The following is a 13,177-nucleotide window of genomic DNA, read 5'->3' as shown; positions in this document are numbered from 1 at the left end:
CCATTGTACATTTCATCTCCAAACATACAAAGTCGCAACATACCTAAAACAAAACAGACATCTACTCTACCTGCACTGAGGCATTCACTATGACTCAACAACGTGATCTACAAGCACTGATCGATTCCGCCCCCGTCGGTAAGACCCAGTGGCGCGTTATCATCTGCTGCTTTCTGGTTGTCATGCTCGACGGATTTGATACCGCGGCGATTGGTTTTATCGCACCCGACATTCGCACTCACTGGCAACTGACTGCCGGCGATCTGGCACCGCTGTTTGGTGCAGGTCTGCTGGGGCTGACCGCTGGCGCGCTGCTCTGTGGCCCGCTGTCCGACCGTTTTGGCCGCAAACGAGTGATAGAACTCTGCGTGGCGCTGTTCGGTGCGCTTAGTCTAATTTCGGCTTTTTCACCCGATCTGCAAACGCTGGTTATTTTGCGCTTTCTTACCGGCTTAGGGCTGGGCGGCGCGATGCCGAATACCATTACTATGACTTCGGAATACCTGCCCGCGCGTCGGCGTGGCGCACTGGTCACCATGATGTTCTGTGGCTTTACTCTGGGATCGGCAATGGGCGGTATCGTCAGCGCACAGCTGGTGCCGGTGATTGGTTGGCACGGCATTCTGGTGCTGGGAGGCGTTCTACCGCTAATGCTGTTTGTTGCTCTGCTGTTTGCGCTACCGGAATCCCCGCGCTGGCAGGTTCGTCGTCAACTGCCGCAAAACGTGATTGCCAGAACCGTTAGCGCCATCACCCGGGAACGTTATGACAATACCCATTTTTATCTCAACGAAGGTGCCGCGATAGCTAAAGGCAGCATTCGCCAGCTGTTCGTTGGGCGACAACTGCCTATTACTCTGATGCTATGGGTAGTGTTCTTTATGAGCCTGCTGATTATTTATCTGCTCTCCAGTTGGATGCCAACGCTGCTTAACCATCGTGGAATTGATCTGCAGCATGCCTCCTGGGTAACTGCCGCCTTCCAGATTGGAGGAACGCTGGGGGCACTGGCGCTGGGCGTGCTGATGGACAAATACAATCCTTTCCGCGTGCTGGCCGTGAGTTATGCGCTGGGCGCAGTGTGTATCGTCATGATTGGCCTGAGCGAAAACGGTCTGTGGCTGATGGCACTGGCTATTTTTGGCACCGGCATCGGCATCAGCGGTTCTCAGGTTGGTCTTAATGCGTTAACCGCCACGCTTTATCCGACACAAAGCCGGGCGACGGGCGTCAGCTGGTCTAATGCAGTGGGGCGCTGCGGCGCGATTGTCGGCTCGCTTTCCGGCGGGGTGATGATGGCGATGAATTTCTCATTCGATAACCTGTTTTTCATTATTGCCGTCCCGGCGGCCATCAGCGCGGTAATGCTTACGCTGCTGACGGTTGTTATCCGCCAGTCGGCCTCTGCCTCAAATACTCTGCCACGCGCAGGTGTTGTGAATGAATAAGGAGAATCCCTATGTCTGAACTGAATCAGGACGTTAAGAACAGCCGTCAGCAGTTTTACCAGCATATTTCCGGGCAGAATCTGACCCCGCTGTGGGAGTCGCTGCACCGCCTGGTGCCGCCAACACCGAACGCACATTGCGCGCCTGCGTACTGGAACTATCAGGAGATCCGCCCGCTGCTGCTGGAAAGTGGCGATCTGATTGGCGCGAAAGAGGCGATTCGCCGCGTGCTGGTGCTGGAAAACCCAATGCTGCGTGGACAGTCTTCAATCACCCCAACGCTGTACGCGGGATTGCAGTTAATTATGCCGGGCGAGGTTGCGCCGAGTCATCGTCATAATCAGTCTGCGCTGCGCTTTATTGTCGAAGGGAAAGGGGCATTTACCGCTGTGGACGGTGAGCGCACCCAGATGCATGAAGGCGATTTTATTCTGACGCCGCAGTGGCGCTGGCACGATCACGGCAACCCGGGCAGTGAACCGGTGGTGTGGCTGGACGGTCTGGACCTGCCGTTGGTGAACCTGCTGGGCTGTGGCTTTGCGGAAGACTACCCGGAAGATCAGCAGCCGGTCACGCGCAAGGAAGGGGATTACTTACCGCGCTACGCGGCCAATATGCTGCCGCTGCGTCATCAGAAAGGTAACTCATCGCCGATTTTTAACTATCGCTACGATCGCAGCCGTGAAGCACTGCATGACCTGACGCGCATGGGCGACGCCGATGAGTGGGACGGTTACAAGATGCGTTACGTCAACCCGGTAACCGGCGGTTATCCCATGCCTTCGATGGGAACCTTCCTGCAACTGTTGCCGCAGGGCTTTTCCTCACGGATGGCGCGTACCACCGACAGCACTATCTACCACGTGGTGGAAGGATGTGGGCAGGTCACCATTGGTAACGAGACCTTCAACTTTTCGCCAAAAGATATCTTTGTGGTGCCAACCTGGCACGGCGTGTCGTTCCAGACCCACGAAGATACCGTCTTATTCAGTTTTTCGGACAGACCGGTTCAGGAAGCACTGGGGTTGTTCCGCGAAGCACGCTATTAATTTGGGAGAGAGAAAATGACGCAATACGTATTTGAACCACAAGCGCCTGTTACCGTTCCGGTTGTTGGCTGTGATGAACAATTTCCTGTGCGCCGTGTTTACTGCGTGGGCCGTAACTATGCCGCCCATGCCCGTGAAATGGGCTTTGATCCGGATCGCGAACCGCCGTTCTTTTTCTGTAAACCTGCCGATGCGGTAGTCCCGGTGGCGGCTGGTCAGATCCTCGAACTGCCGTACCCATCGCAAACCGATAACTATCACTATGAGATAGAGCTGGTGGTGGCGATTGGCAAAAAGGGCAGCGATATTCCGCTGGAAAAAGCGCACGAATATATCTGGGGCTATGCCACCGGTCTGGATATGACCCGCCGTGATCGGCAGATGGAGATGCGCCAGATGGGGCGTCCGTGGGAAATTGGCAAAGCGTTTGATCTCTCCGCACCCATCGCGCCGCTGCATAAAGCCAGCGAAAGTGTGGATGTTAACCATGCGCCAATCTGGTTGCAGGTCAACGGCGACGATCATCAGCGTAGCGATATTCGCCACCTCATCTGGTCTGTGAATGAAACCATCAGCTATCTGTCTGGTTTCTTTGAACTGCAGCCGGGCGATCTGATCTACACCGGTACCCCAGAAGGCGTGGGGGCGGTAGTTAAAGGGGATGTGATCACCGGAAACGTAGACGGTTTAACCCCCATCGCCGTGAAGATTGTCTGAGGTGGATGATGAAGCTGTACAGTTTCTTTAATAGCTCGGCGTCATATCGGGTGCGCATTGCGCTGGCGCTGAAGGGGCTGGATTACCAGATGGTGGGCGTCAACATTCGCATCGGTCAGCAGAACGAACTGGCCTACCGACGGATGAACCCGGTGGGACTGGTGCCGACTCTGGTGACCGATGACGGAGAATCACTTGGGCAGTCGCTGGCAATAATTGACTGGCTGGATGGCCACTTTCCGCAAACGCCACTGCTGCCTGCCGACTTCCCGGTGCGCAGTAAGGTGCTGGAAATTGTCTATGCCATCGCCTGTGATATCCACCCGGTGAATAACATGCGGGTACTGCGCTACCTGAGCGAAGAGTTAAAGGTCAGTGAAGAAGATAAAAAACGCTGGTATGCACATTGGATCCAGCAAGGGTTAAGCGCGGTGGAACAGATGCTGCGCCAGAGTCATTCGGGGAAGTTCTGCGTGGGTGATGCGCCGACGCTGGCGGATTGCTGTCTGATCCCACAGTGGGCGAACGCGTTACGTATGGGGTGCGATCTGAGCGGATATCCGCGCTGTAAGGCGGTATATGATGCCTGTACTCAGCTTCCGGCGTTTATCGCCGCCGCGCCCGAGAATCAACAAGATAAAATTCCAGCCTGATAAGGAGAACGACAATGGCTAAAGTGACACGCGCAATTATCGTGGGTGGCGGGATTGGCGGCGCGGCGACCGCGCTATCGCTGGCCCGTCAGGGCATTAAAGTGATGTTGCTGGAGAAAGCGCACGAGATTGGTGAAATTGGCGCGGGTATTCAGCTCGGGCCGAATGCATTCTCTGCTCTGGACAGCCTTGGCGTGGGAGAAGTCGCCCGTCAGCGTGCCGTTTTTACCGACCACATCACGATGATGGATGCGGTAAACGCAAAAGAGGTGGTCCGCATTGAAACCGGCCAGGCGTTCCGCGATCACTTTGGCGGTCCTTATGCGGTTATCCATCGGGTTGATATTCACGCCAGCGTTTGGGAAGCGGCGCTGGTGCATCCTAACGTTGAGTATCGCACTTCAACTAACGTGGTTGATATTCGCCAGACAGATAATGACGTCACGGTATTTGATGAGCACGGCAACAGCTGGACGGCGGATATTTTGGTGGGCTGTGACGGTGTAAAATCGGTCGTTCGTCAGTCTCTGATTGGCGATGCGCCACGGGTTACCGGACACGTGGTCTATCGTGCCGTGATTGATTGCGATGATATGCCGGAGGATTTACGCATTAACGCACCGGTGCTGTGGGCCGGACCACACTGTCACCTGGTGCACTATCCGCTGCGCGGCGGTAAGCAATATAACTTGGTGGTGACCTTCCACAGTCGTCAGCAGGAAGAGTGGGGCGTGAAAGATGGCAGCAAAGAGGAAGTGCTCTCCTATTTTGCGGGTATTCATCCGCGCCCGCGCCAGATGCTTGATAAACCGACGTCATGGCGGCGCTGGTCCACCGCCGACCGCGAGCCGGTAGAAAAATGGGGAACCGACCGCATCACGCTGGTGGGGGATGCCGCGCACCCGGTGGCGCAATATATGGCTCAGGGTGCCTGTATGGCGTTGGAAGACGCTGTAACGCTCGGTAAAGCGCTACAGCAGAGTGATGGCGATGCGGCTGATGCCTTTGCGCTGTATGAGTCGGTGCGTATTCCGCGTACCGCACGCATCGTCTGGTCAACGCGTGAAATGGGCCGTGTCTACCACGCCGCAGGCGTCGAGCGGCAGGTGCGTAATCTGCTGTGGAAAGACAAATCGCAGGTGGAGTTTTATCGCGGTATGGAATGGCTGTACGGTTGGAAAGAAGATAACTGCCTGTTGCCGCGCTGAGCCTCTTTAATCTCCCGAACGGAGGCGCTACCATAGCGCCTCTTTTTTTGCGGGTGACGATATGCGTGTTTTACTGGCGCCGATGGAAGGCGTGCTCGACTCACTGGTGCGCGAGCTGCTGACTGAAGTGAATGATTACGATCTGTGCATCACCGAGTTTGTGCGCGTGGTGGATCAGCTCCTGCCGGCAAAAGTATTTCATCGACTCTGCCCGGAACTCCATAACAACAGCCGGACGCCATCCGGCACGTTGGTTCGCATTCAGCTGTTAGGACAGTATCCGCAGTGGCTGGCGGAGAATGCCGCGCGCGCGGTAGAACTGGGCTCATACGGTGTCGATCTAAACTGTGGCTGTCCATCGAAGCTGGTGAACGGTAGCGGCGGTGGCGCAACGTTATTGAAAGATCCTGAGCTTATCTACCGGGGCGCAAAAGCTATGCGCGAGGCGGTCCCGGCTCATCTTCCGGTGACAGTGAAAGTTCGTCTGGGCTGGGACAACAGCGACCGGCAGTTTGAAATTGCCGATGCCGTCCAGCAGGCTGGCGCCAGCGAACTGGCCGTGCATGGCCGAACCAAGGAGCAGGGCTATAAAGCCGAACATATCAACTGGCAGGCGATCGGTGAGATCCGCCAGCGGCTTTCCATTCCGGTTATCGCGAATGGCGAAATCTGGGACTGGCAGAGCGCCCAGGATTGTATGGCCATCAGCGGATGTGATGCGGTGATGATCGGACGTGGCGCATTAAATATTCCGAACCTGAGCCGCGTGGTGAAATACAACGAGCCGCGTATGCCGTGGCCTGAAGTCGTGACGCTGTTGCAAAAATATACCCGACTTGAAAAGCAGGGGGACACAGGGCTGTATCATGTAGCGCGGATTAAGCAGTGGTTAGGGTATTTGCGCAAAGAATATTCAGAGGCAACAGAACTGTTTCAGGAAATTCGAGCGTTAAATAATTCGCCGGATATCGCACGTGCGATTCAGGCTATCGAGATTACTGCCTGATCTCAGTTCCAGTAGGCCGGATAAGGCGTTTACGTCGCCATCCGGCATCAGAGAGAAGAATAGCCTGAGATTTCTGCTATCAGGCCTGGGCGAAATGACGACATCAGAAAATCATCTTAAACACGCCTGTTACCACCAATAGCCCAATCAGAAAAATAATCAGAATTACCCACAGCAGAATTTTCATTAACTTTCCTTTTTTTGGTAAGTTCAGATTGAGTATAGGAAAGTATCAATCATTCTGCCTGGAGGCGTTGTTATGCTGGTTTACGTGCGCTGAGCAGAAACACCATCGGCCGCTCTTTTTCTTCATCTAAAGCCGGGTTTTCAGCAATCTGTTGCCCGGACGGTCCCCATTCATCGACACAGACGATCTCGAATCCGGCGGCAATCAGCGCATTAATCCAGGTCGCCAGCTTACGGTGCTGTTTTTTGACGCCTTCAGCAAACCAGTTACTGATGCGCTCACCTTCCTGCTGATAATGATTAACCGGCCAGGACAGCTGCCCGGATTTATCTTTTATCCAACCCTGATTAAGCGGTGCGGTATAAATTGGATGCTCGGCAGAGAAAACTAACATACCGCCTGGTGTTAATGACTGGTAAATGGTTACGAATAATCGTTCTATATCGTGCAAATAGTGCAGGGCAAGCGAGCTATAAACCAGGTCAAAAGAATTTGGGGACAGGGTTAGCGTTTCGAGATCTTCACGCTGATAAACGATGCCATTACCCTGCGTCATACTGTGTGCCTGGGTTAACATCTTTTGTGAAATATCCAGTCCCATTACACTGGCTGCCTGATTATCGCGCGCGTAGCGGCAAAACCAACCATATCCACAGCCCAAATCAAGAATATTTTTGCCTTGAAGAGAGGGGAGCATCGCTTGTATTGTCGGCCATTCTGGCGCGCCGTCGAGTCCCTTTACTGAACGATCCAGCGTGGCATATCCGGCAAAGAACTCAGGATTGTCATAGATATTCTGTGACATAACATCTCCATCCATTAATTATTAAAATTATTTAATCTATATTATTCACTAGGTGTATATTTTGCTGATTATATATTTTTATTGCCAAAGATGTATTGCCACGCGTAACTAAAAAAGCAACAGCGACAAGTCGTAATCTCTGCACATCTTTTCTTACCTGTATATCTCCATGAATCGTAATTCTGTGTTTGTCACGACGGCATTGTTGCCGCTTTTTGTTCTGATGTCTGGCTGCGCGCCGATGCATGATGACCGCCAGTCTCTGTCACAGCAGACGCCTGCCGCAAATGCCGATACCACATTGCCTGCCGCGTTAAAAAATGGCTGGCCGGACAGCCAGTGGTGGAAGGCATATCACGACCCCCAGCTTAATGCGTTGATTGACAGCACGTTGCGAAATTCTCCTGATATGCAGGTCGCGGAACAGCGCATTCAACTGGCGGAGGCGCAGGCTAAGGCCGTGGAAGCACAAGATGGCCCGGAGATTGACTTCTCCGCAGACGTTGAGCGTCAGAGAATGTCAGCTGAGGGGCTGATGGGACCTTTCGCCATAACCGATCCCGCAGCAGGAACCACGGGGCCGTGGTATACCAACGGTACTTTTGGTTTAACTGCCGGCTGGAATCTGGATCTGTGGGGTAAGAATCGGGCCGAAGTGACTGCGCGCATTGGAGCCGTTAAGGCGCGTGAAGCTGAGCGCGAGCAAACCCGGCAGCTGCTGGCGAGCGGTGTCTCCCGTCTTTACTGGGAATGGCAGACGCAGGCGGCGCTGAAAACCGTGCTGACGCAAATCGAAAGCGAGCAGCAAAATGTGATTACCGTCGATCGTCAACTGTATCAAAACGGCCTCACTTCTTCGGTGGAAGGCGTCGAAACCGATATCGATTCCAGCAAAACAGAGCAGCAGCTGAATGATGTCAGCGGTAAAATGAAGGTGATTGAGGCGCGCCTAAGCGCGTTGAGCAACTCGCAGTCCGTTGCCCTGAAGCTCCATTCGACCAAACTGCCCGTGGTTGAAAGTCAGCTCCCGTCCCAGCTAGGTTATTCGCTGCTTGCCCGTCGACCAGATTTGCAGGCGGCTCACTGGTACATTGAGTCATCGCTGAGTAGCATTGATGCGGCGAAAGCGGCGTTTTATCCCGATGTGAATCTGATGGCATTTTTACAACAGGATGCGTTACATCTGAGTGACCTGTTCCGCCATTCCGCGCAGCAAATGGGCGTAACCGCCGGGCTGACGCTGCCTATCTTTGACAGTGGCAGGCTGAATGCGAATCTCGATATTACGAAAGCGCAAAGTAACCTGACGGTGGCGAATTACAACAAAGCTGTGGTGGATGCGGTGAATGACGTGGCACGTGCGGCATCGCAGGTAGAAACATTGGCGCAGAAAAATCAGCATCAGCAGCAGATTGAACATGACGCTCAGCGCGTAGTGGGGCTGGCGCAGGCGCGCTTTAATGCGGGTATTATTGCGGGCTCCAGGGTCAGCGAGGCAAAGATCCCGGCATTACGTGAACAGTGCAACGGTCTGCTTTTGCAAGGCCAATGGCTGGATGCCTCAATCCAGTTGACCAGCGCGCTGGGCGGCGGTTATCACGCATCCTGATTGTTCGGCCCGACGGTGTTCCGCTGTCGGGCCATCTTCATTGCGCTTTACGCGTGCTTCGGCGTTTCATCCACCAGCGGACGCCCGCGACTATCCCGATAACCAGCACCAGCCAGATGCCATGCTTGATATGCTGGTCAAGGCTATGCAGCCACGGCGCGATCACTTCACCACCGACGTAGCCGAGGGTGGTAAATAGCAACGCCCAGACAAACGCGCCAAGAATATTCAGCGGTAAAAATATCTTCGGCGGCAGGTGACTGGCGCCAATCAGTAAGGGACCAATAACGCGAAAGCCGTACATAAAGCGCGTACCGACCACAAACAGGTAAGGACGCCGTTGGATCATTTTCTGCGCATAATGAATTTTCGCCTGATGGCGCGAGAAACGACGCAGAATTTTGCCGCCAAAACGACGTCCGAGTAAATAAAGCAACTGATCGCCAATCATCCCACCCAGCGCGACCGAGAGCACCACCAGCGGGAATTTCAGGACTCCCTGATGCGCCACGACGCCGCCTAACAGGGTAATGGTTTCACCTTCCGCCAGGCTGCCGATGATTAACGCAGCATAGCCGTACTGCGCAACATAATGCGTTATATCCATACGTTGTATGACCTCCACGGTAATAGCATACACCCTATGAATACTTGATGCCGGAAAAGACGCATAGTAGCGCTTAACGTCGTTCAGTTCCCTAATGCCTGATGGCGCTTCGCTTATCAGGCCTACGGCTTACTAACTGACATTCGCCGTAGCGATCCGGTATTTTCTCTGTGTACATAAAATAATCAAAAGCTGAATTATACTTGAAGTGTTGAGGTCCGGAGCTGACAAGAAGGGGGCGGTATGAACCATGTCTGGGGGCTGTTTTCCCATCCCGATCGTGAAATGCACGTGATCAACAGCGAAAACGAAAGTGTTTCGCATCACTATACCCACCATGTACTGCTGATGGCGGCAATCCCGGTTGTTTGCGCGTTTATCGGTACCACGCAAATCGGCTGGAATTTTGGCGATGGCAATATCCTGAAGTTATCTCTGTTGACCGGATTTGCGATGGCAATTCTGTTTTACGGGGTGATGCTGGCAGGCGTCGCCGTCATGGGCCGGGTTATCTGGTGGATGGCACGTAATTACCCGCAGCGCCCGTCGTTGGCGCATTGCATGGTCTTTGCAGGGTATGTCGCGACGCCGCTGTTTTTAAGCGGATTGGTCGCACTTTATCCGCTGGTCTGGCTGTGCGCATTGGTGGGGACCATTGCGTTGTTTTACACCGGTTATTTACTCTATCTCGGCATTCCGACGTTCCTGAATATCTCTAAAGAGGAAGGCCTGAGCTTTTCCAGTTCGACGCTGGCGATCGGTGTGCTGGTACTGGAAGTTCTGCTGGCGATTACGGTAATCCTGTGGGGTTACGGCTATCGGTTATTCTGACGGATAAACCTGTCTGCGCTGCGTTGTTGACGTAAAAGTCAGCAACGCAGCATTTCGAGACGATTCTCCTGTGGCGGCAAACCTGCCGGATCGCTATGATGCCTGAGCTAGCTTGAGATAATACTTAGTCTCTGGCGGTGTGCGTTGTGACGTGCGTGAACCATTATCAGAAATCTCATCATGCTGAAATTCCGAGTTTCATTATTAAGCCTTGCCCTGGTGCTGGCCGTTCCTTTTGCACCCCAAGCCGTGGCTAAAACGGCAACTACCGCAGCAGCTTCTCAGCCTGAGATAGCGTCCGGTAGCGCGATGATTGTTGATCTGAATACCAACAAAGTTATCTATTCGAACCACCCGGACCTTGTGCGTCCGATTGCGTCGATTACCAAATTAATGACCGCGATGGTGGTGCTTGATGCACGACTGCCGTTGGATGAGAAGCTGAAAGTTGATATCAGCCAGACGCCGGAAATGAAAGGCATCTACTCTCGTGTGCGACTGAACAGTGAAATTAGCCGTAAAGACATGCTGCTGCTGGCGCTGATGTCATCAGAAAACCGTGCGGCGGCGAGCCTGGCGCATCATTACCCTGGCGGTTATAACGCGTTTATTAAGGCTATGAATGCCAAAGCGAAAGCGCTCGGCATGACTCAGACACGCTTTGTGGAACCAACCGGCTTATCGATTCATAACGTCTCGACCGCTCGTGATTTAACCAAGCTGCTGATCGCCAGCAAGCAGTATCCGCTGATTGGCCAGTTAAGCACCACGCGTGAAGATATGGCGACCTTTGCCAACCCGGCTTATACGCTGCCATTCCGTAACACCAACCATCTGGTATACCGCGATAACTGGAATATTCAGTTAACCAAAACCGGGTTTACCAATGCGGCAGGCCACTGTCTGGTGATGCGCACCGTGATCAATAACAAACCGGTGGCGCTGGTGGTGATGGATGCGTTCGGTAAATATACCCACTTTGCCGATGCCAGCCGTTTACGTACCTGGATCGAAACGGGCAAGGTGATGCCGGTTCCGGCAGCGGCGCTGAGCTATAAAAAGCAAAAAGCGGCGCAGATGGCAGCGGCGGGTTCAGCGACGAGCGAGCAAACTGCACAGAACGATTAAATAAGACACCTCATCCGGCATACACATAGCTAATGTAGCGGTAGGCCGGGCAAGCGAAGCGCCCCCGGCAACATGCCCGGTGGCGCTTATCTTTTTCTGGTTTACGACTCTTTCCAGAACTTTTGCTTACTCGTTTTACCAATCCCCGGATTCATACTGTTGGTGGGGTCATTCTCGCGGTAAAAACGGGTTAAGGTTTCCGGTGCTTTATACAGATGTCCGACGTTATGCTCTGCCGGATACTGTGCTCCGCGCTCGTGCAGAAGCTCCAGCATCTGCTCTTTCAGCGCATGCGCATCCACGCCTTTTTTCACGATGTAATCCTGATGGAAGACGTAGCACATAAAGTGGCCGTAATAGAGTTTGTGCACCAGTTGGCTGTCGATCTCTGCAGGCAGATGCTCGTACCATTCGGTGTCGTTACGGCGCAGCGCGATATCCAGCGCCAGAATATCTTCCACTTCATCGGCATGTACGGCCTGATAACGAATCGCCGCGCCAGCCGCCGCAAAGCGATGCAAAAACGCCTTGCTGCCTTCTTCCGGCGTACATGCAAAGAAGTCGCCTTCAGCGGTTTCGAAAAACTCGCTTAGCCAGTTTTGCGCTTCAGCCACGCCACCACCGGCCATTTTTAACAGCAGGTGATGTTCGTACTTATCGCGCCAGCTTTTCATGCGCGCGGGTAAGTGGCTGGGGAACAAATGGCCAAATTTCTGCATTGCCCGATCGGTGAAATGTGGACGGAAAATTTTCACTTTTTCCAGCATCGCATCGGTGCGACCTTTCAGGGTGAAGAAGAACGGCATTTTGTCGGTGCCGAGCTTGTCGATCATCAGAAACGTATCTTTGCCGTATTGCTCAGCGATGTCATAAATATCGCGGTGCATATATTCACCGGCGACCGGCAGATGCTCAAATTTTGCCAAAATATGACGGCGGATCTCCGTCAGCACCTCTGGCTGGTTGGTACCGATGTAAAAGACCTGCTGGTTTTTTTCGGCTTCGAAGGTGTCCAGACGCACCGCAAAAACCGCGAGCTTGCCTGCACAACCGGATGATTCAAACAACCGATCCGGGTCGGCGTTATAGCGAGCGGGCGTGTCCGCCTCAATATCTCTGACGCGGGTAACGTAGTCGTGATCGTGTGCATGACGTCCATCGTGGCGCACATCGTCATCTTTGATACGCTCGTCATCAAGTTTGCTAAGGATCTGTTCTGGGGTCTGGCCCAGTTCGATACCCAGATGGTTAACCAGCTGTAATTTACCCTGCTCGTCAATACGCGCAAACAGCGACATCTCCGTGTATGCCGGACCGCGCTGAACCAGCGAGCCGCCGGAGTTGTTACAAATACCGCCAATCACTGAAGCGCCGATACAGGAAGATCCGATCACCGAATGCGGCTCACGGCCAAACGGTTTGAGCGCTTTTTCCAGTGAATAAAGCGTGGTGCCGGGATAGGCCAGCACCTGTTCGCCTTTGCCGATGACGTGCAGCTTATCAAGGCGCAGGGTGCTGATAATGACAATCTCGCGGTCGTAATCATTACCGCTCGGCGTAGAGCCTTCGGTCAGGCCAGTGTTGGCGGCCTGCATCAGGATAATTTTATCTGCGGCGACGCAAGCGTTGAGGACGCGCCACAGTTCTAAAAGCGAGCCAGGGAACACCACGGCGAGTGCATCGCCCTGACCGGAACGGAATCCCTTGCGATAGCGGGCGGTTTTAGCAGGGTCTGTGAGCAGGTGTGAATGACCTACCAGACGGGTCAGTTCATTCAGAAAAGCTTTATTATCTGTTGTAATGGAAGACATTCTCCACTCCTTGTGGTGGGACTCAATATCAGGAACAAGCATAGCGCTTTGTATGACAATACGCTTTCTCATTCACATTGTCTCTGGGTTGTCCTCCACTGAGTCGCGTTGGTTTCGA

Annotated in this window: 13 protein-coding genes; 9 read left to right on the top strand and 4 right to left on the bottom strand. The window is 53.6% G+C overall.

Translation table 11 applies throughout. The annotated features are described in order from the left end of the window. The first annotated feature begins 89 nt into the window (after positions 1 to 89). The 6 genes from mhbT (at position 90) to dusC (ending at position 6,081) form a co-directional block, all read left to right on the top strand. Positions 90 to 1,448, top strand: a complete 1,359-nt coding sequence (gene mhbT / locus OGX96_RS08270; protein WP_128611991.1) for a 3-hydroxybenzoate transporter MhbT — start codon at positions 90 to 92, stop codon at positions 1,446 to 1,448. 11 nt (positions 1,449 to 1,459) lie between these two features. Then, a complete protein-coding gene (gene gtdA, locus OGX96_RS08265) occupies positions 1,460 to 2,497 on the top strand; it encodes a gentisate 1,2-dioxygenase (protein ID WP_008785260.1) in 1,038 nt (345 codons plus the stop codon). 15 nt (positions 2,498 to 2,512) lie between these two features. Continuing rightward, entirely contained in the window at positions 2,513 to 3,214 is a 702-nt protein-coding gene (locus tag OGX96_RS08260) for a fumarylacetoacetate hydrolase family protein (protein WP_003845199.1), read from the top strand. Positions 3,215 to 3,222: 8 nt separating this feature from the next. Then, positions 3,223 to 3,867, top strand: coding sequence for a maleylacetoacetate isomerase (gene maiA, locus OGX96_RS08255; RefSeq protein ID WP_284960350.1), 645 nt, complete (start codon positions 3,223 to 3,225; stop codon positions 3,865 to 3,867). 14 nt (positions 3,868 to 3,881) lie between these two features. Continuing rightward, complete coding sequence (locus OGX96_RS08250; RefSeq protein WP_286582693.1) at positions 3,882 to 5,075, top strand: 3-hydroxybenzoate 6-monooxygenase; 1,194 nt, start codon at positions 3,882 to 3,884, stop codon at positions 5,073 to 5,075. A 61-nt stretch (positions 5,076 to 5,136) separates the two neighbouring features. After that, positions 5,137 to 6,081 carry a tRNA dihydrouridine(16) synthase DusC gene (dusC, locus tag OGX96_RS08245; protein ID WP_048215919.1) on the top strand — a complete coding sequence of 315 codons (945 nt, stop codon included), beginning with the start codon at positions 5,137 to 5,139 and terminating at the stop codon, positions 6,079 to 6,081. A 103-nt stretch (positions 6,082 to 6,184) separates the two neighbouring features. On the opposite strand, the gene yohP is transcribed toward dusC, so the two are convergent. Both yohP and OGX96_RS08240 read right to left on the bottom strand, forming a co-directional pair. Continuing rightward, entirely contained in the window at positions 6,185 to 6,268 is an 84-nt protein-coding gene (gene yohP, locus OGX96_RS22670) for a small membrane protein YohP (RefSeq protein ID WP_015572324.1), read from the bottom strand. Positions 6,269 to 6,338: 70 nt separating this feature from the next. Further along, the gene (locus tag OGX96_RS08240) at positions 6,339 to 7,073 is read right to left on the bottom strand and encodes a class I SAM-dependent methyltransferase (protein WP_071444688.1); all 735 of its coding nucleotides are present in this window, start codon (positions 7,071 to 7,073) and stop codon (positions 6,339 to 6,341) included. Between the two features lie 169 nt (positions 7,074 to 7,242). On the opposite strand from OGX96_RS08240, the gene mdtQ reads away from it, so the two are divergent. Then, a complete protein-coding gene (gene mdtQ / locus OGX96_RS08235; RefSeq protein ID WP_286582689.1) occupies positions 7,243 to 8,682 on the top strand; it encodes a multidrug resistance outer membrane protein MdtQ in 1,440 nt (479 codons plus the stop codon). 37 nt (positions 8,683 to 8,719) lie between these two features. On the opposite strand, the gene OGX96_RS08230 is transcribed toward mdtQ, so the two are convergent. After that, positions 8,720 to 9,289 carry a DedA family protein gene (locus OGX96_RS08230; protein WP_003834476.1) on the bottom strand — a complete coding sequence of 190 codons (570 nt, stop codon included), beginning with the start codon at positions 9,287 to 9,289 and terminating at the stop codon, positions 8,720 to 8,722. Positions 9,290 to 9,532: 243 nt separating this feature from the next. Here OGX96_RS08230 and OGX96_RS08225 point away from each other — a divergent pair, with 243 nt between their 5' ends. Both OGX96_RS08225 and pbpG read left to right on the top strand, forming a co-directional pair. Continuing rightward, positions 9,533 to 10,120, top strand: coding sequence for a Yip1 family protein (locus tag OGX96_RS08225; RefSeq protein WP_003834475.1), 588 nt, complete (start codon positions 9,533 to 9,535; stop codon positions 10,118 to 10,120). 180 nt (positions 10,121 to 10,300) lie between these two features. Continuing rightward, on the top strand, positions 10,301 to 11,248 hold the full coding sequence (pbpG, locus tag OGX96_RS08220; RefSeq protein WP_048234922.1) for a D-alanyl-D-alanine endopeptidase: 948 nt from the start codon (positions 10,301 to 10,303) through the stop codon (positions 11,246 to 11,248). Between the two features lie 101 nt (positions 11,249 to 11,349). On the opposite strand, the gene dld is transcribed toward pbpG, so the two are convergent. Beyond that, the gene (gene dld, locus OGX96_RS08215) at positions 11,350 to 13,059 is read right to left on the bottom strand and encodes a D-lactate dehydrogenase (protein WP_153752631.1); all 1,710 of its coding nucleotides are present in this window, start codon (positions 13,057 to 13,059) and stop codon (positions 11,350 to 11,352) included. Positions 13,060 to 13,177 lie beyond the last annotated feature (118 nt).

Source organism: Citrobacter sp. Cpo100, from assembly GCF_030332595.1.
Taxonomy (GTDB): domain Bacteria; phylum Pseudomonadota; class Gammaproteobacteria; order Enterobacterales; family Enterobacteriaceae; genus Citrobacter; species Citrobacter portucalensis.
This window is presented reverse-complemented; position numbering and strand designations above follow the sequence as displayed.